The sequence below is a fragment of the Paenibacillus sp. TY11 genome, assembly GCF_059772165.1.
On the sequence record NZ_JCBAIQ010000011.1, the window covers coordinates 21,592 to 40,995 of the forward strand.

General features: G+C 45.6%; 16 protein-coding genes, 1 tRNA gene and 1 other RNA gene. 15 read left to right on the forward strand and 3 right to left on the reverse strand.

Features of this window, described 5'->3' with window-relative positions; all coding sequences use genetic code 11:
• Position 1: 1 nt before the first annotated feature.
• The 5 genes from mgfK to AC6EJC_RS14080 all read left to right on the forward strand — a co-directional run bounded on the left by mgfK (position 2) and on the right by AC6EJC_RS14080 (position 4,717).
• Positions 2-988: a gluconeogenesis morphogenetic factor MgfK gene (gene mgfK / locus AC6EJC_RS14060; protein ID WP_023986485.1), complete on the forward strand. Its 987-nt coding sequence runs from the start codon at positions 2-4 to the stop codon at positions 986-988.
• Positions 989-993: 5 nt separating this feature from the next.
• Positions 994-1,938, forward strand: a complete 945-nt coding sequence (gene whiA, locus AC6EJC_RS14065) for a DNA-binding protein WhiA (protein ID WP_444954497.1) — start codon at positions 994-996, stop codon at positions 1,936-1,938.
• Positions 1,939-2,074: 136 nt separating this feature from the next.
• On the forward strand, positions 2,075-2,344 hold the full coding sequence (locus AC6EJC_RS14070) for an HPr family phosphocarrier protein (protein ID WP_013368811.1): 270 nt from the start codon (positions 2,075-2,077) through the stop codon (positions 2,342-2,344).
• Between the two features lie 269 nt (positions 2,345-2,613).
• Entirely contained in the window at positions 2,614-3,372 is a 759-nt protein-coding gene (locus tag AC6EJC_RS14075) for an SIMPL domain-containing protein (protein WP_444954638.1), read from the forward strand.
• A gap of 238 nt (positions 3,373-3,610) precedes the next feature.
• Positions 3,611-4,717 (forward strand): PdaC/SigV domain-containing protein, encoded by a 1,107-nt coding sequence (locus tag AC6EJC_RS14080; RefSeq protein WP_444954498.1) that lies wholly within the window; start codon positions 3,611-3,613, stop codon positions 4,715-4,717.
• Between the two features lie 81 nt (positions 4,718-4,798).
• Here the strand turns inward: AC6EJC_RS14080 and clpP are convergent, their stop codons facing one another.
• Together clpP and AC6EJC_RS14090 are read right to left on the reverse strand one after the other, a co-directional pair.
• Positions 4,799-5,395, reverse strand: coding sequence for an ATP-dependent Clp endopeptidase proteolytic subunit ClpP (clpP, locus tag AC6EJC_RS14085; protein ID WP_013368815.1), 597 nt, complete (start codon positions 5,393-5,395; stop codon positions 4,799-4,801).
• 213 nt (positions 5,396-5,608) lie between these two features.
• Positions 5,609-5,680, reverse strand: a tRNA-Arg gene (locus AC6EJC_RS14090).
• A 266-nt stretch (positions 5,681-5,946) separates the two neighbouring features.
• On the opposite strand from AC6EJC_RS14090, the gene AC6EJC_RS14095 reads away from it, so the two are divergent.
• The 10 genes from AC6EJC_RS14095 (at position 5,947) to ssrA (ending at position 17,810) form a co-directional block, all read left to right on the forward strand.
• Positions 5,947-6,984, forward strand: a complete 1,038-nt coding sequence (locus AC6EJC_RS14095; protein WP_444954499.1) for a sugar-binding transcriptional regulator — start codon at positions 5,947-5,949, stop codon at positions 6,982-6,984.
• 93 nt (positions 6,985-7,077) lie between these two features.
• Complete coding sequence (gap, locus tag AC6EJC_RS14100) at positions 7,078-8,088, forward strand: type I glyceraldehyde-3-phosphate dehydrogenase (RefSeq protein ID WP_444954500.1); 1,011 nt, start codon at positions 7,078-7,080, stop codon at positions 8,086-8,088.
• 123 nt (positions 8,089-8,211) lie between these two features.
• Positions 8,212-9,393 (forward strand): phosphoglycerate kinase, encoded by a 1,182-nt coding sequence (locus AC6EJC_RS14105; protein ID WP_444954501.1) that lies wholly within the window; start codon positions 8,212-8,214, stop codon positions 9,391-9,393.
• 41 nt (positions 9,394-9,434) lie between these two features.
• Complete coding sequence (gene tpiA, locus AC6EJC_RS14110; RefSeq protein ID WP_013308264.1) at positions 9,435-10,187, forward strand: triose-phosphate isomerase; 753 nt, start codon at positions 9,435-9,437, stop codon at positions 10,185-10,187.
• A 1-nt stretch (position 10,188) separates the two neighbouring features.
• Entirely contained in the window at positions 10,189-11,733 is a 1,545-nt protein-coding gene (gene gpmI, locus AC6EJC_RS14115) for a 2,3-bisphosphoglycerate-independent phosphoglycerate mutase (protein WP_444954502.1), read from the forward strand.
• Positions 11,734-11,796: 63 nt separating this feature from the next.
• The gene (gene eno, locus AC6EJC_RS14120; protein ID WP_444954503.1) at positions 11,797-13,083 is read left to right on the forward strand and encodes a phosphopyruvate hydratase; all 1,287 of its coding nucleotides are present in this window, start codon (positions 11,797-11,799) and stop codon (positions 13,081-13,083) included.
• Between the two features lie 340 nt (positions 13,084-13,423).
• Positions 13,424-13,657 carry a preprotein translocase subunit SecG gene (gene secG, locus AC6EJC_RS14125; protein WP_444954504.1) on the forward strand — a complete coding sequence of 78 codons (234 nt, stop codon included), beginning with the start codon at positions 13,424-13,426 and terminating at the stop codon, positions 13,655-13,657.
• 189 nt (positions 13,658-13,846) lie between these two features.
• Positions 13,847-16,462: a ribonuclease R gene (gene rnr, locus AC6EJC_RS14130; protein ID WP_444954505.1), complete on the forward strand. Its 2,616-nt coding sequence runs from the start codon at positions 13,847-13,849 to the stop codon at positions 16,460-16,462.
• Positions 16,463-16,715: 253 nt separating this feature from the next.
• Positions 16,716-17,195: an SsrA-binding protein SmpB gene (gene smpB / locus AC6EJC_RS14135; RefSeq protein ID WP_013308270.1), complete on the forward strand. Its 480-nt coding sequence runs from the start codon at positions 16,716-16,718 to the stop codon at positions 17,193-17,195.
• Positions 17,196-17,445: 250 nt separating this feature from the next.
• Positions 17,446-17,810: a transfer-messenger RNA gene (ssrA, locus tag AC6EJC_RS14140) on the forward strand.
• 528 nt (positions 17,811-18,338) lie between these two features.
• On the opposite strand, the gene AC6EJC_RS14145 is transcribed toward ssrA, so the two are convergent.
• Positions 18,339-18,800 carry a hypothetical protein gene (locus tag AC6EJC_RS14145; RefSeq protein WP_444954506.1) on the reverse strand — a complete coding sequence of 154 codons (462 nt, stop codon included), beginning with the start codon at positions 18,798-18,800 and terminating at the stop codon, positions 18,339-18,341.
• Positions 18,801-19,404 lie beyond the last annotated feature (604 nt).

Here is a 19,404-nt window from a genome sequence, read left to right on the forward strand (position 1 = left end):
CATGAAAGAGACCGGATCACAACGGGAGCGCCCACGTATTGTTGTTATGGGCGGCGGAACCGGCTTGTCCGTCATGCTGCGGGGCTTGAAGCAAAAGCCGCTGGATATTACGGCTATTGTTACAGTCGCTGACGATGGCGGAAGCTCCGGGATATTGCGCAGTGAGCTGCAGATGCCCCCTCCAGGGGATATTCGCAATGTGCTGACTGCCTTGGCTGACGTGGAACCAGTGATGTCAGATATGCTGAAATACCGTTTCGGTGCGGGATCAGGATTGTCAGGCCACAGTCTGGGTAATCTGATTTTAGCAGCGATGACCGATATATCGGGGGATTTTGTAACGGCGGTGCGTGAGCTTAGCCGTGTATTTGCTGTCCGGGGGCGTGTGCTGCCGGCAGCCGAAGAAGGAGTTGTGCTGAGCGCCGAAATGGAGGATGGCACGGTGATTACCGGAGAGTCCAAGATCCCGGAAGCGGGCGGGCGAATCAAACGCGTCTTTCTTGAACCGACTCACGTGGAGCCGTTGCCTGAGGCTGTAGAAGCCATTAATGAAGCCGATGCGATTCTGATTGGCCCCGGCAGTCTATATACCAGCATTTTACCGAATTTGCTTGTGCCGAAGCTCGCTGAGGCTGTAGTGAAATCAGACGCTATCAAAATATTTGTCTGCAACGTTATGACCCAGCCAGGAGAAACCGATGGTTATACGGTGGGAGATCACCTGCAAGCGATTTTTGAGCATGTAGGGCACCATCTCTTCGACTATGTCATTGTAAATAACGGAGAAATTCCACCCCAAGTACAGGAAATGTATGCCGAGCAGGGAGCCAAGCCAGTTCAAGTAGATATGGGCGAGCTGACCGACCGGGGATATAAAGTGGTGGCAGATACGTTAGTTCTGTTCCGCACGTATTTACGGCATGATGCCGACAAACTGAGCCAGCACATTTACCAATTGGTACAAAACTGGATATTAAGAAGGAGGTGAGTCCCTTGTCCTTTGCGGCACAAACGAAAAAAGAGCTTACGATGATAGAAAGCCAGCCCTGCTGTGAAAAAGCGGAACTATCTGCGCTCATACGTATGCTCGGATCCGTACAACTGTCGAATAAAAGGGTGATATTGGACGTGTCCACAGAAAATGCCGCGATTGCAAGGCGGATCTACTCCTTGATCAAAAAGCATTTTCAACTTCATATCGAACTGCTTGTACGGAAAAAAATGCGCTTGAAAAAAAACAATGTGTACATTGTCCGTATTCCAAACGGTGTGCAAGAACTGCTAAAGGATCTTTATATCGTTTCAGAAGGTTTCTTGTTCACTGACGGGATTAATCGGGATATTATTCGGAAAAACTGTTGTAAGCGGGCTTATCTGCGGGGCGCCTTTATGGCAGGTGGCTCTGTCAACAATCCGGAGGGATCGTCCTACCATCTTGAAATTTCCTCGATGTATGAGGAGCATTGTCAGGCGCTAGTTGATCTCGCGAATGAGTTTCATCTAAATGCCCGCTGTATTGAGCGAAAAAAAGGCTTTATTCTCTACATCAAAGAAGGCGAGAAGATCATTGAGCTGCTTAGTATCATTGGGGCGCATCAGGCTTTGTTCAAATTTGAAGATGTACGCATTATGCGTGATATGCGTAATTCAGTAAATCGCATTGTCAATTGTGAAACAGCTAATTTGAACAAGACGATCGGAGCTGCGGTCCGGCAAATTGAGAATATCAAGCTGCTGGAGAGGGAAGTTGGTTTGGAGACCTTGCCGGATAAACTGCGTGAAGTGGCAGAAATTCGGCTCGCTCATCCCGATTTGAATTTAAAAGAAGTCGGGGAAATGCTCAAAGGGGTCGTGAGTAAATCGGGTGTAAATCATCGACTTCGCAAAATTGATGAGATGGCTGACAAAATCAGGGGAGAAAACGGCCTGATTCCGTAAAAAGAGTGTCCGTGGGGCTTTCAGCCCCGGTTTTTTTAGTTTTTTTTCTAGTGTCTGTCCCGGGTTAATGTTATAATGTGATAAATAAAATGGAGTAAGTAGTGTCCAGATTTATTTGATGAGGGGGTAAGCTGACATGTCAAAACATCCGGTAGTCGTACGCTTGAAAACAGGACTGCACGCCAGACCTGCTGCGTTGTTCGTACAGGAAGCGAATAAATATTCATCTGAGATTTTTGTGGAAAAAGAAGACAAAAAGGTTAATGCCAAGAGCATCATGGGTATTATGAGTCTTGCCATCAGTACAGGTACTGAAATCAATATTAGTGCTGAAGGTGCGGACGCCGAACAGGCTGTAAACGCTTTAGTAAGTCTGGTTAGTAAGGTAGAGCTGGAAAATCAATAAACAAACATTTGCTTTGTGATATGGTATATGCTCTTAGTGAAAAGCCCCTCTGGGGCTTTTTTTGTATCCTGAAAAAAGTCTCTAGACACTCCTCCGTTAACTGTTTGCGTGTGGCTTTGTTGAATATGGCTATCGCATTTAGCCCAAGCTACAAATATTGAAATCCCGTGGTAATGCTCTATTGCGAAAATGTGAACGCTTGGCTGCAACCTTTTCCCGTCTTTTCCGTCAGGAAGGTACAAACATTTTCAAGAAAGAGGTCGGATATGATGAAACGTTGGACGAAAACGGTAAGCACGGCAGTTCTTGCAGGAGCTTTATTGGCAGGGGGAGTAACTGGAGGATTATGGACAGGGGCAGATCGTGCTTATGCTGCGTCAACAGCTTCGACAGTAAGCAGTGTAATCAATGTGACTGGAAGCGGCGAAGTTTTGACTAAGCCCGATATTGCTTATCTCTCCATCGGTGTACAATCGGAAGGGAATACGGCAGCCGCTGCTCAAAAGGCCAATGCCACAAAATTAAACAAGGTTACACAACTGCTGAAAGAAAAGTGGAGCATCAGCGCAGATGACATTCAGACCAGCCAGTTTTATGTACAACCTAACTATACCTATAACGAAAAAGAAGGACAGAAGCTTAAAGGCTACACTGCCAACCATACGCTTACCGTCAAATACCGCGATTTGGATAAAATCGGTCAGTTGTTGGATGAGGCTACAAATTCCGGGGCGAACAATGTGGATAATGTACGTTTCTCTGTAGAAAATCCTTCGACTTATGAAGAAGAAGCCATTACTAAGGCGTTGGGAAACGCTCAATCTAAAGCCAGTGCGGTAGCTAAAGCAGCCAAACGCGGGCTAGGTGCTCTTGTAAGTGTGACGGTAGATGGTGGGGAAGCCCAAATTTTCGCACAACGTGAGAATGCCATGTCAAAATCGCTCTTGGATGCAGGTGGTGGAACAGAGATACAATCGGGTCAAGTAACGGTGAAAGTTCAGGTGTCGGCTCAATACGAAATGAACTAATACAGATCATCAAACGAAGCCACAAGCGGCCTGTATCATTTTCAGGCTGGCTTGCTGGCTTTTTTTGTGCATCGAAACCATTTTGTAATGAGTCTGTCATAGCTAAGGCTAATTGGTGTACAGATTGAAATCGGGGAGTGTACAGATTGTAAACTACATACAATGGGGTATAGATATAATAAGAAAAGTAATCATTACACATAAATAATACAGATCTACAACAGGAGGAATACTTAATATGAGTAAACATACGAAAAAATGGGGTTCAGCACTGCTGGCAGCAGGGATTTTAGCAGGAGCCGCAGTTATTCCCGTTTCCTATATCCAGGCAGCTTCGACCAAACAGCAAGCTACAACACAGCAAGCAGGGATCACCATCCAATGGAATGGTAAAGCGTCGGCTGCTAAAGGTATTCAAGTGAATGGGAACACAATGATCCCTGTGGCCGCACTGCGTGACAGCCTGGGGATTCCGGTAAGCTATGATACAAAAACAGCGACATATACCGTAGGTAGCGGGTACAACAAGCTTTACATTATGGCTTCTTCTTCGGGTACCTATGTCAATGTCAATGGAATCAATACACGCAGCATGGACGCTAAACAGATCGCCGGGAAGATATATATTCCTATGAGTCTGCTGAAAGACTATCTGGGTATCGATGCTCAGTGGAATGCAGTTCGGAAAACAGTAACGCTGAGTAAAAGCCAGCTAAATCCGATCACAATTGCGTCCCAATCTCTTCCGGCTTCTAGTAATGCGAAGGTGTCCTACAAAGTTAAGTACCCGCAAATCAGCGGTAATCAGCTAAACCCTGAAGCTCAACAGGCCATTAACAGTGTGCTTAAAAAGCATGCAGAGGGAGTAATGGCAGCAGGCAAAAAGATGATGGCTGAGGGAGAGGCTACAACAGAAAGACCGTATGAGTTTGGGAATGATTTTGCGATTGCCTATAACAAGGATGGTATTTTGAGTGTGATTATGCAGGATTACTCGTATACAGGTGGCGCACACGGTATGACGGCACGTAAAGGATATACGTTCTCGCTCGCTGATGGTAAACTGCTGCAATTATCTGATGTATTGAAGGCAAATCCAAACTACAAAAAGTTCCTCAATGCTGATTTAAAGAAAAAAATTGATGCGCTTCAGGCTGGCGAAGGTTTCGGAAAATTTAAAGAGCTGGCGGCAGATCAGAATTTTTATGTGACCAGCAGTGGAGTAACAATCGTGTTTGATTTGTATGATTATGCTCCATACGCGTATGGAATTCCGGAGTTCACCTACTCGTTTGCTCAACTGCTACCTCAGGGCGGAAAGCCTTTTGCAGGACAAAATGAATAGCACCAAAAAAGCTGCCTACCGGATACGAACATCCGGGGCAGCTTTTTCATTTACCAGCTATTCAGAAGTACATTTCTTCTCTTATACACCTTCTGGAGAAGAGCTGGTTAATACTTTATCAATAATACCGTATTCCTTGGCATCATCAGCGGACATGAAATAGTCACGGTCTGTGTCTTTTTCAATGCGTTCTAGTGGTTGGCCTGTGCGATCTGCGAGAATGCGGTTCAATTTGTCACGCATTTTCAGAATACGGCGGGCACGGATTTCGATATCCGTTGCTTGGCCTTGTGCACCACCCAGTGGTTGGTGAATCATAATTTCACTGTTCGGCAAAGCAAAACGTTTGCCTTTGGCGCCTGCGTTCAGCAAGAACGCACCCATGGAAGCAGCCATACCTACACAAATCGTAGACACGTCAGGCTTAATGTATTGCATTGTATCGAAAATGGCCATACCGGCTGTAATGGAACCGCCAGGACTGTTAATATACAAGTGAATGTCTTTTTCAGGATCTTCGGCAGCCAAAAACAGCATTTGCGCAATAATAGAGTTGGCTACAACGTCATTGACGTCCGAGCCCAACAAAATAATGCGATCCTTCAACAGTCTGGAATAAATGTCATAGGCGCGTTCGCCGCGGTTACTTTGTTCTACTACCATAGGAACATAGCTCACGTCAAAAAACCTCCCTTAAATATCGTTAATGGATTTGGTGGACATGCCGATTACATGCCCCTATCTATAAACTGTTACCGTATTAACCACATGATAAACAATTTCAAACAAAAAGTCAAAGAAAGTCAAACTAATGATCAAAAAAAAGAGCCCTCTAAGCTCTTATTGGTTAAAACATGATATGGAAACATTTAAGCGTTCATTTAAAAATGACGCGCCCGCGAGGAATCGAACCTCGATCTCAGGCTCCGGAGGCCTACGTCATATCCGTTGGACCACGGGCGCACAGTAATTTAGTACAATTAACAGCTAATTCGTCAGCTAATTGGAAACAAAGATGATTATATGATATACGGCATTGAATTGCAAGCTTTTATTACGTGCGCATATTCACATAAAAAGTTGAGAAATATAGGTTCAGATAGACTTGCATGTGGAGCAAATATTGGTTAAGATATACGTGGGACTTAAAAAGTTATCCCGGGACATTTTAAGACCAGTTAGAGATATAGCTTATAGACAGAACTTTGAAGTGTGCGGGAGTGGAAAGCATGCGAAAGATATTAGAAATACAGAAGCAGCTTCTGCCCGACCTCATGGATGTTTTGAAAAAAAGGTACACGATCCTGCATCAGATCATGCTGTCCGATGTTATTGGACGCAGAACACTGGCAGCTTCACTGGATATGACCGAGCGCGTGCTGCGCGCCGAAACCGATCTCCTTAAAGCCCAAGGGCTAATTGAGATTGAGAGTGTGGGCATGAAGGTGAGCAAAGCAGGACTGGATCTGCTGGAACAGCTGGAGCCGATTGCGAACAACTTGTTCGGCCTGTCCCAATTGGAGGACCAGATTCGTCAAGCCTATGGTTTGAGGAAGGTGGTTGTCGTTCCAGGGGATTCGGATGCTTCACCGTTAGCGAAGCAGGAGCTGGGCCGTGCTGGTGCAAAGGCGCTGCTGAGTGTTATGGATGACGAGGACGTGGTCGCTGTAACAGGCGGCACGACGATTGCAGATGTGGCGGAACAACTGACATTACCTGCTAACGGCCCGCTTAAGGGCGGATGGTTTGTACCGGCACGCGGGGGTTTGGGAGAAAGCATGGAAATGCAGGCTAACACAATTGCTTCCACGATGGCTCGCAAGGTCGGCGCTCAATACCGTCTGCTCCATGTACCGGATTTGCTCAGCAATCATGCTTACAACTCCTTGCTTGAGGATACGAATATTCAGGATATATTAAGCCTGATTCGAGAGAGTCGTATTATCATTCACGGGATAGGCAACGCCATAGCGATGGCACAGAGACGTAAACTTGACCCCGAAACCTTTGCTCAGATCAGCAGTGAGGGCGCGGTTGCCGAATCGTTTGGTTATTATTTTAACGAAGACGGCATCGTTGTTCACAGAATGCTGACGCTTGGACTCCGATTGGAGGATATTAGGCGTACCGAGACGGTTCTAGGTGTAGCTGGTGGGAAGAGCAAGGCGGCCGCTATTCATGCGGTACTGCGTTTCGGGCAAGAAGACATTCTTGTCACCGACGAAGGCGCTGCTGCTGAGATTGTAAGCCATTATTTAAAAGGTTAATACGGATTGATTAAGTGTGTTGTCTTGACGGGCTTTCGGGTCTGTCTTGAATATATAAAACTAAACTAAACGAACTTTGGGAGGAACTCACTCATGACAGTTAAAGTTGGTATTAACGGTTTCGGACGTATTGGACGCCTTGCTTTCCGCCGGATTCAAAACGTGGAAGGTATTGAAGTAGTAGCAATCAATGACTTGACAGATTCCAAAATGTTGGCACATTTGTTGAAATATGATACAACACAAGGTACTTTCCAAGGAGAAGTAGAAGTACATGACGGCTTCTTCAAAGTAAACGGTAAAGAAGTTAAAGTTTTGGCTAACCGCAACCCAGAAGAACTGCCTTGGGGAGACCTGGGTGTAGACATCGTTCTGGAATGCACAGGTTTCTTCACAACTAAAGAAGCTGCTGAGAAACATTTGAAAGGCGGCGCTAAAAAAGTTGTTATCTCCGCTCCAGCTACTGGCGACATGAAAACTGTCGTTTACAACGTAAACCATGAAATTCTGGACGGTACTGAAACTGTAATCTCCGGTGCTTCTTGCACAACAAACTGCCTGGCTCCTATGGCTAAAACACTGCAAGACAAATTTGGTATCGTTGAAGGCCTGATGACTACAATTCATGCTTACACTGGCGACCAAAACACTTTGGATGCTCCACATGCTAAAGGTGACTTCCGTCGTGCTCGCGCAGCAGCTGAAAACATCATCCCTAATACAACTGGTGCTGCAAAAGCAATCGGTCTGGTAATTCCTGAGCTGAAAGGTAAACTGGATGGCGCGGCTCAACGTGTTCCAGTAGCAACAGGTTCCCTGACTGAGCTGGTAACAGTTCTGGAGAAAAACGTAACTGCTGAAGAAATCAACGCAGCGATGAAAGAAGCTTCCGATCCTGATACTTTTGGATACACTGAAGATCAAATCGTTTCTTCCGACATCAAAGGTATCACTTTCGGTTCTTTGTTTGATGCAACTCAAACTAAAGTCCTGACTGTTGGCGACAAACAACTGGTGAAAACTGTAGCTTGGTATGACAACGAAATGTCCTACACTGCTCAATTGATCCGTACGTTGGAATACTTCGCTAAATTGGCTAAATAAGAATTTCCTTATCGAGCAACATCATAGAGCGGAAACAGCAGTTATTGTTTCCGCTCTTTATATATCAAAATGTGCCTTAAATTCCTGTTTCGTAAAATTATAAGGGTGCGGAGGAATATGGAGATGAACAAAAAAAGCGTACGTGATATAGAACTGAATGGAAAACGGGTGTTTGTTCGTGTAGATTTTAACGTTCCAGTTGAGGACGGTAAAATTACGGATGACAAGCGTATTCGTGAAACTTTGCCAACGATTAACTACCTGATTGAAAAAGGTGCAAAAGTTATCTTGGCGAGTCACTTTGGACGTCCAAAAGGTCAGGTCGTTGAATCCATGCGTCTGACTCCTGTTGGCGTGCGTTTGTCTGAACTGCTCAAAAAACCTGTTGTTAAAGTGGACGAAGCAGTTGGTGAGGCTGTTAAAGCAAAAGTGGCTGAACTGCAAAACGGCGACGTGCTGTTGCTTGAAAATGTACGTTTCTATGCAGGAGAAGAAAAGAATGATCCTGAATTGGCGAAGCAATTTGCAGAACTGGCCGACATTTTCGTGAATGACGCATTTGGCGCAGCACACCGTGCTCATGCTTCCACAGAAGGTATCGCTCATATTCTTCCGGCTGTTTCCGGCTTGCTGATGGAAAGAGAATTGTCTGTCATTGGTAAAGCTCTGTCAAATCCAGACCGTCCTTTTACAGCCATTATCGGTGGTTCCAAAGTAAAAGACAAAATCGACGTGATCGACAACCTGCTGAACATTGCAGATAACGTAATCATTGGTGGCGGTTTGACTTATACATTCTTCAAAGCTCAAGGTCATGAAGTGGGTCAATCTTTGCTGGATGAATCCAAACTGGACGTAGCTCTTGGATTTATTGAAAAAGCGAAGAAGCTCGGCAAAAACTTCTACCTTCCGGTGGATATTGTTATTTCTGACGATTTCAGCGCTACGGCGAATACTAACATTGTGGACATCGACGGTATTCCTGCAGATTGGGAAGGCGTGGATATCGGACCGAAAACTCGTAAAATCTATGCAGATGTTATCAAAAACTCCAAGCTGGTTGTATGGAATGGACCAATGGGTGTATTTGAAATCGAACCTTTCGCTGGCGGTACGCGTGAAGTAGCGGAAGCTTGCGCAACAACAGAAGCATACACCATCATTGGTGGCGGTGATTCTGCGGCTGCGGCTGAGAAATTCCAACTGGCTGACAAAATGGATCACATTTCCACTGGCGGCGGCGCATCCCTGGAATTTATGGAAGGCAAAGCACTTCCGGGTGTTGTTGCACTTAACGATAAATAATCAAAGGCTTTAGGGTACCTAATAGTTAGGAGTTGAAACCATTGAGAACACCGATTATCGCGGGTAACTGGAAAATGTTTAAAACCGTACCAGAAGCTAAAACCTTCATCGAAGAGATCAAAGGTAAAGCAGAGGTTGCAGGAGTGGAAAGCGTGATTTGCGCACCATTTACGAATCTTCCTGCTCTGGTTGAAGCAGTAAAAGGCACATCTATTAAAATCGGCGCACAAAACCTGCACTTTGCAGAAGATGGCGCATTTACAGGTGAAATTAGCGGCGGAATGCTGAAAGATCTGGGCGTAGACTACGTTGTGATCGGACACTCCGAGCGTCGTGAATATTTTAATGAAACAGACGAAACGGTGAACAAAAAGGTTCATGCGGCATTCCGCCACGGCCTGACTCCAATCGTATGTGTAGGCGAAAAGCTGGAAGACCGTGAAGCGGGTCAAACCAAAGAGGTTGTAAAAGTGCAAACTGTAGCAGCTTTTGCTGGTTTGGCTAAGGATCAGGCTGCACAAGTAGTTGTTGCTTATGAGCCAATCTGGGCCATCGGAACAGGCAAATCCTCCACTTCGCAGGATGCGAATGAAGTGATTTCCTATATCCGCAGTCTGATTAAAGAGCTGTATGATGAAAACACAGCAAATGCTGTACGTATTCAGTACGGTGGCAGTGTAAAACCTGAAAATGTTACTGAGTACCTGGGTCAAAGCGATATCGACGGCGCGCTCGTGGGCGGTGCCAGTCTTCAACCGGCGTCGTACATCGCGCTTGTTGAGGGGGCGAAGTAAGATGACAGCACCAAAACCGGTAGCTTTAATTATTATGGACGGATTCGGACTGCGCGACACCGTGGAAGGCAATGCGGTTGCACAGGCCAACAAACCGAATTACGACCGGTATTTAAAACAGTATCCTCATACAACGCTGACAGCTTCTGGCGAAGCGGTGGGTCTGCCGGAAGGACAAATGGGTAACTCCGAAGTAGGTCACTTGAACATCGGCGCAGGCCGAATTGTATATCAAGACTTGACTCGTATTTCGAAGTCCATCCGTGAGGGTGAGTTCTACGACAATGAAACACTGGTTAAAGCAGTCCAACATGCCAAGAAGAACAACACGAAACTTCACCTGTACGGACTTCTGTCCGACGGCGGCGTGCATAGCCATATCAGTCATCTGTTCGCTATGCTGGACTTGGCGAAAAAAGAAGGCTTAACAGAAGTGTACATTCATGCTTTCATGGATGGGCGCGACGTTATGCCTGACAGCGGTGTAGGCTTCATGCAGCAGCTGATCGCTAAAATTCAAGAAGTGGGCGTAGGACAAATTGCGACTGTACAAGGACGCTATTATGCTATGGACCGCGACAAACGTTGGGAACGTGTAGAGAAATCCTACCGTGCAATCGTGTACGGAGAAGGCCCACAATACACAGACCCAATGGAAGCATTGAAAGAATCGTATGAAAAATCAGTGTTCGACGAATTTGTGGAGCCAACCGTTATTGTGAAGGCTGACGGAAGCCCTGTAGGGCTGGTCGAGAGCAATGACTCTGTTGTCTTCCTCAATTTCCGTCCTGACCGCGCGATTCAACTGTCTCAGGTATTTACGAATGCGGACTTCCGTGGTTTTGACCGTGGTCCGAAATGGCCTAGAAATTTGCACTTTGTTTGCCTGACGTTGTTCAGCGAAACGGTTGAAGGCTTTGTAGCTTACGAACCGAAAAACCTGGATAACACGTTCGGTGAAGTGTTGGTTCAAAACAACAAAAAGCAATTGCGTATTGCCGAGACTGAAAAATATCCGCACGTTACTTTCTTTTTTAGTGGCGGACGTGATGTGGAGCTTCCTGGCGAAACTCGTATTTTGATCAACTCGCCTAAAGTAGCTACATATGACTTGCAGCCGGAAATGAGTGCGTATGAAGTAGCGGATGCTGCTGTTAAGGAAATCGAAGCGGACAAGCATGATGCGATTATCCTGAACTTTGCCAATCCGGATATGGTTGGACACTCTGGCATGCTGGAGCCAACGATTAAGGCGGTAGAGACGACGGATGAATGTGTTGGACGTGTTGTAGATGCGGTTAAAGCCAAAGGCGGCGTGGTTATTATCATTGCCGACCATGGTAACGCGGATATGGAAATTGATGAGCAGGGACGTCCGTTCACAGCTCACACAACTAATCCGGTTCCGTTCATTTTGACTGACGAAAATATCGTTTTACGTGAGCATGGAATACTGGCTGACGTAGCTCCAACGCTTCTGGATTTAATGCAACTTCCGCAACCTGCGGAAATGACAGGAAAATCTATGATTGCATCCCGCAAGTAAGCTTGATTTAATAAGTATAGGCTTGACCAATAAATCATGAATCACAAAGGAGATTAAGTACAAATGACTATTATTTCTGACGTGTACGCTCGCGAAGTTCTCGACTCCCGTGGTAACCCTACGGTTGAAGTTGAAGTATATCTGGAATCCGGTGCTATCGGTAGCGCTATCGTTCCTTCCGGTGCATCCACAGGTGCTCACGAAGCTGTAGAGCTTCGCGATAACGACAAATCCCGTTACCTGGGTAAAGGCGTTCTGCAAGCTGTTAAAAACGTGAACGAAATTATTGCTCCTGAAGTAATCGGCTTGGATGCTGTGAACCAAGTAGAAATCGACACGCTGATGATCAAATTGGATGGTACTCCAAACAAAGGCAAACTGGGTGCAAACGCAATTCTGGCTGTATCCATGGCTGTAGCTCGCGCTGCTGCTGAAGCTCTGGGCTTGCCACTGTACACATACCTGGGCGGATTCAATGCTAAACAATTGCCAGTACCAATGATGAACATCGTTAACGGTGGCGCTCATGCCGACAACAACGTTGACGTACAAGAGTTCATGGTTCTGCCTGTAGGAGCTCCTACATTCAAAGAAGCTCTGCGTGTTGGCGCAGAAATCTTCCACAACCTGAAATCCGTACTGAATTCCAAAGGTTTGAACACAGCTGTTGGTGATGAAGGTGGTTTTGCTCCTAACTTCAAATCCAACGAAGAAGCTCTGTCCACTATTATCGAAGCGATCGAAAAAGCTGGTTACAAACCAGGCGTTGACGTATTCCTCGGTATGGACGTTGCCTCTACTGAGTTCTACAAAGATGGAAAATACACATTGGAAGGCGAAGGCAAATCCTTCACTTCTGCTGAGTTCGTTGACCTGCTTGCTTCTTGGGTTGATAAATACCCAATCATCACTATTGAAGATGGTTGCTCCGAAGATGACTGGGAAGGTTGGAAATTGCTCACTGAAAAACTGGGCAACAAAATCCAATTGGTTGGTGACGACCTGTTCGTAACTAACACAGAACGTCTGGCTAAAGGTATCGATGAAAACATCGGTAACTCCATCCTGATCAAAGTAAACCAAATCGGTACGCTGACTGAAACATTCGATGCTATCGAATTGGCTAAACGCGCAGGATACACAGCTGTAATCTCTCACCGTTCCGGTGAATCCGAAGACAGCACAATCGCTGATATCGCTGTTGCAACAAATGCAGGCCAAATTAAAACAGGTGCTCCTTCCCGTACTGACCGTATTGCGAAGTACAACCAATTGCTCCGCATTGAGGATCAACTGGGTGAACTGGCTCAATACCACGGCCTGAAATCTTTCTACAACCTGAAAAAATAATATTGCGCAAAAATCTGACGGCGTCTCAGACCCATGATTTATGATCACGAAGTCTGAACACCCCGAAGCTTTTACGCATGAATAAAACAGACCTGCTTGCCACGGCGAGCAGGTCTATTTTTTGTTATTATTGATGTATATGTGAATATATAAACTTGCAAAGGCTTAATAGCTGAGTGACTGGCTGTAGCTGTTGTTATCTACTGGAAGCTGTGGTAGAATGAAAATAGTGTTTTGCGTTAATTTCCGGCTATTTATAACATGATATGTACATGTTTTCATAAAAGAGGCTGTGTTGTTTTGCAAAACAGATGTATAAGCTCAGGAGGTGGGATTTTTCATGGAAATCTTTTTGAAAGTGCTGCTCGTCGTGTTCTCGATTGCTGTTATTGCGGTTGTTTTACTGCAAAAGGGGAAAAGCGCAGGTTTGTCCGGTGCCATCTCTGGCGGTGCTGAGCATCTGTTCGGCAAGACAAAAGCTCGTGGGATGGATTTGATTTTACAACGCGCAACGGCCATTTTGGGTGCGGCTTTTATGATCGTTTCCGTTTTGGTTGCATTTTTTGCAAAATAAGATAAATATGTACCTTAAGCCTTCGTTTCACGGGAAACGGGGGCTTTTTTTGGATTTTAGACAGGCAGGGATGCCGTCGATTAAATTCGTGTATACTAGGGTATGAGTATATTAAGAGCCTTGTATCAGGCACAAGGAACACGCGAATTTATTACTGAAAATTAAAGGTCACCCGAGGTGGACAATATTATGATAACAGAGCAACAACTACTCGATTTTATGCGCGAGACCGCATACAAACCCATGACTTACCAGGAGCTGGAGCAGCACTTTGATATTAAGGATGCGGAAGATTTCCGTGAATTCCTTAAGCTCTTGAATGCTTTGGAGGAAGAGGGAAAAATTCTGCTGACCCGCACAAACCGTTATGGCGTGCCGGAACGGATGGATTTGCAGCGTGGGCGTTTGCAGGCTCATGCCAAGGGATTTGCTTTTCTGATTCCAGAGGACCGGGAGCACCCGGATGTATATATTCATGCTAACGACTTAAAGAGTGCGATGAATGGAGATACGGTACTGGTAAGAGTGACGTCGAAGGGACCTGCGGGTGGCCGATTAGAAGGCGAAGTTGTGCGGATTGTGAAGCGCGCCGTGCTTCAAGTAGTCGGCGTGTTTCAGAGCCACGAAGCATACGGTTTTGTTTTGCCGGATGATAAGCGTATTAACCGGGATATTTTCATTCCAAAAACGAGCTTCAATGGAGCCGTAAACGGTCAAAAGGTCGTTGTGCGAATTGTGAGCTATCCGGAAGGACGAGCTGCGGCGGAAGGCGAAGTGTTGGAGGTTTTGGGTCATAAGGATGATCCAGGCGTTGACATTTTGTCAGTTATTCGCAAGCATCAGCTTCCGGAAGCTTTTCCGGATGAAGTGACAGAGGAAGCCGATAAGGCTCCCGACGCGATTACGGAAGAAGAGATTGTACGTCAGGGACGGCGCGATCTGCGTGATAAGATCATTGTTACCATTGATGGTGAGGACGCCAAAGACCTGGATGATGCTGTAAATGTAGAGCGCTTGCCGAACGGAAACTACCGTCTGGGCGTTCATATTGCCGACGTAGGGTATTATGTGCGTGAGAATTCCAAGCTGGATCAGGAGGCATATAACCGCGGTTGTAGCGTGTATTTGGTTGACCGTGTCATTCCTATGCTTCCACATCGGCTTTCGAACGGAATATGTTCTTTGAATCCACAGGTGGATCGACTGACTTTATCCTGTGAGATGGAATTCAATGAGCATATGAAGGTCGTAAAGCATGATATTTTCACCAGTGTGATTAAAACGAAGGAACGGATGACGTACACTAACGTTCGCAAAATCCTCGAAGAGGAAGATGCTGAACTGATGGAACGGTACAAGGATCTCGTTGAAGTATTCGGCACGATGAAGGAATTGGCATTGAAGCTGCGTGCTAATCGAATGCGCCGAGGCGCGGTTGATTTTGACTTTGATGAAGCCAAAGTAATTGTGGATGATGAAGGCAAAGCTGTCGATATTGTAAAGAGGGATCGTACGATAGCTGAACAAATTATTGAAGAGTTTATGTTGGCGGCCAATGAAACCGTAGCCGAACATTTCCATTGGCTCAAAGTACCTTTCTTGTACCGGATTCATGAGGACCCAGATCCAGAGAAGCTGCAAAACTTTATGGCTTTCGCAGCTAATTTTGGGCATCAGATCAAAGGTAGAGGAAATTCCATTCATCCGCGTGCTCTGCAAACGTTGCTAGAAGACATTCAGGGTACGAAGGAGCAAACCGTGCTTAGCACGATGATGCTGCGTTCGATGAAGCAGGCAAAGTATGATGCGGAGTCGACAGGACATTTTGGATTGGCAGCGGAGTATTACTCTCATTTTACATCGCCGATCCGTCGTTACCCTGACTTGGTGATTCACCGTGTTATTCGTGAGGTATTGGAGAATGGTGGGGCTTTAACAGCCGAGCGTCAGGAATATTTGACTGCACGTATGCCTGATATTGCGCAGCAATCTTCCGACCGTGAACGTGTAGCTGTGGATGCAGAGCGTGATACAGAGCAGATGAAAAAGGCTGAATACATGCTGGACAAGGTCGGCGAGGAATTCGAGGGGATCATCAGCAGTGTAACCAGCTTTGGGATGTTCATTGAGCTGGACAATACAGTGGAGGGCCTGACGCGTCTAAGTGCGCTTACGGACGACTATTATCATTTTGACGAGCAGCATATGGCGTTGATCGGCGAACGCACCTCCAAGGTATTCCGCATTGGGGATGAGGTTAAGGTCCGCGTCGCACGCGTGAACATGGAAGATTACACAATTGACTTTGAACTCGTCGATATGAAGCAACGGCAACGCCGTGAACGGACGGGCGGTTCAGGACAAGGCGGAGACTTTGCGCGTGGCGAGGGCCGTGGTAAAGGCAAAGGCCGAGAAGGACGTGACCGTAAGGGCGGCCAGGACAAGACTGGCAAAGAGCGTAAAGGCGGTCGTGATGTAACCGGGAAGCCAAAAGAAGTTGGCGCAGGTAACGGAGGTATTAGCACCGCAGGCCGTGCAGGGCGCAGCGGTGGAAACGGAGCAGGAGCTGGTTCAGCTAGCAGCTTCGGCTTTGGCAGTGGCAAGGGCGGGTATAACTCGCCAGCATCCGCTGCAAGCAAGCGACGGAAGAAGACGTCTGCCAGCGGTATTTTCATCGGCGGTGCAGCTACACCAGGTAGTGATGCCAAACCAAACGGTGAAGGCGCAGCGCGTCGTAAGCGGAAGAATAAGGGCGGCAGTGGCGGCAATAGCACCGCTGGGTTTGTGCGGAAAAAGAAGAAGTAAGTTGTTATAACTTACTTACTTGTTAGAAGGCTGGAGCTTTCATGGCAGTGTATCAAGCTGATTTGGGCTTAAGTATAAGGCGGCTTCTGTCTGCAGTAATGGATGGAAGCCGCCGCTTCGTTCTAAAGACTTGACCTTTCTTGCTTTTACCATCTGAAATTTGTTACAATATATTTCTAGGTGGCTCTTTGTAGCCAGATTTTGATGCCTGGATTTCAAGAGTGAATTACGTTATTTATAAGGAGTGGTATTCATGGGTAAGAAGGCAGACGGGAAAGTGCTCGCCCAGAACAAAAAAGCTTCCCATGACTATTTTATTGAGGACACCTACGAGGCGGGCATGGTATTAACGGGAACGGAAATTAAGTCTCTGCGAAATGGTCGTTCCAATATAAGTGATGCATTTGCTACGATCCGTAATGGCGAAATTCATATTCACAATATGCATATCAGTCCTTTTGAGCAAGGTAATCGTAATAATCCTACCGATCCGACTCGTACGCGTAAACTGCTGTTGCACAAAGAGCAGATTCGCAAGCTTATCGGCCTGTCCAAACAGGAAGGTTACACGATTGTACCGTTAAAGATTTATGTTCGCAACGGTTATGCCAAGCTTTTGCTCGGACTGGGTAGAGGTAAAAAGCAGTATGATAAACGTGATGCTGCCGCTAAACGCGATGCACAGCGTGATATCCAACGTGCTTTGCGTGAGAAGCAGAAAATTGCAAGATAAGTTGCTGTATTATTGAGTATGGTACAAATTACGTGGAGAAGTTACTTGTTCCTGTAATGGTGCTATTTTATAAGGCTTAAATGGCTTCATTCCGTTTCGTTATGACCTGTAATATGCTATACTAATGAAGTAGTAAGTTTTAATGCTTTTGACTTTGTTCGAGTGTTGAATCTTAGGATTCAGCTTTTGATATTATGCATGCTTATGCTCCGGTATTTCCGGATTTATCCGTGGAGCCCTTTTATAATAAGGGGGCGTTTATGGATTCGACGGGGATAGTTCGAGCATGGGTAGCGGGTAGTGGGGACGCGTCCGCTTCATCAACGCTAAAGCCTATTAAACGGCAAACAACAAAACAACTACGCTTTCGCAGCCTAAGAAACTGTGTGCGTGCTTCTACCCAGCATCGTCCATGTGACTGGGATAGGGGCTAACAAATAGTGGAATACGCTGTCTCATCTCCGCCTGCGGTGAGCTGAAGAAGACAATCAGGCTGACCCAACGTATAGCCGGTTACGGGGCGATACTCGGGTGACATCAAAACTGTGACTACACCCGTAGAAGCTTATGTGTCGTTATCTTCGGACAGGGGTTCGACTCCCCTCGCCTCCATCTAAAAAACCCGCTCACTGAGCGGGTTTTTGCTTTATATTACGCAAAAATGTAGACCAAATGTAGACATGAAATTATTAAGGGTCAAAATTTACTAGAACTTGTAGACATCATGTCTACAAACCTGTATTGTAATAAATTTATACTTTGGATGCGATGGTGATCAGCGATTTCGTATTGACATGGGCGCATGAGATGTAGAAGAAATGAAACAGTAGGAAACCATAGCCCCAGTCAGCTGAACGTTCCTCTTTCGAATGTCCAGCCTAACATTTGTTTTAGGAGAATTGGAGTAACCGTAGCAGAATCACACAAGACACGCTTTTACTCTTCTAAAGGATATATGGGTATTTGGCAAAAGGGAAGCGAGACAAATGCATGTTCATTTGATCTTGGATAAGAGTTGCAAGAGCGCGTTTTTCTTTTTCCGTAAAGGTTAACGTTGACATGGTTTTTGCTCAATTTGAGAATAGCGACAGTATGGACGTTCAGATGCCCGTACTGTCGTTTTTTTTGGTTGGTAAGATTAATTTACAAGGAGAAGGAATCATCTCCTTTTGCACTCTGCATGAACAAGATGCGTTGCTCCGGTGTAAGGAGCGGGTCTTCTAGCGCGATATAACAAGGATCGGCTAACTCATTCACCCAACGTAAGGCATCTGTAATTTCACCGCCATGAAATACAGGGCTGTCTGACAATACTTTATCCTCTTTTATAATCCTACAATTTGAGTATTCTGGTCTATCGTCACACACAGATTCGTACCATCCACGTATCTGTGTATCCCACGCTGCTTCATGCTCATCCAAACAGGCGGGTAGAAACTGTTTTTGGTCATGGGTGAACGGCCTAATCGACAGTGCCATGATCCAAGTGGTTCTGTAAGAATTAGGATTATTTACTATATCCCCGTTGTATTCAATGGCCTCTTTTAGCTTATTCGATATGTTGTCCTCATTTACTTTTAAACTTCTGCGTGTTCTTTCAGCCATTGTTCGGCCCCCTTTGGGTGAATTCCGAGTTGTGTAAACAGAGTGACGATGTAGTCATTGGTGTTCATGACAGCAATTTTGTAAATTTGGATGTTGCCGAAGTCGTACATTCGATGTATTCAGGGCAGCCACCCAACAGACCGTCATCTTGTCTTCCAAGTCCAACGAGGCTGAGATCGTGTAGCTTATCCCCTGCTTCCAGGATGAAGATGGGGCCGTAAGGCTATACGGATCGTCTTTGTCATGGAATGAGTTGCGAATCTGAGTGAAGTATTCCTGGATGTGTTTTAAGAAAGCGGGGGAAAGCGGAGAGTATTGCAGTGAGTTTATGTTTCGCTGGGTCAATATTATACGTACAACGTAACCTCCTAAAAGAAAATAAAACTTCACCAATAACAGGGAGCCTTTCAGATTTAATATCTATTTTCTTTTTTGACTAAGACGATTAATTTATGTAATAAATTCACTTGGAATTTAATGTGTTTAAGAAAATTATATAAAATTAAGAATTGATTAAGTAAAAGGGAATTTATCGAGTGAGGTAAAAAACACGTTTCTTTTCAAGAGGATAAGTTAAAAATTTATGTAATCTAACCTAAAATAG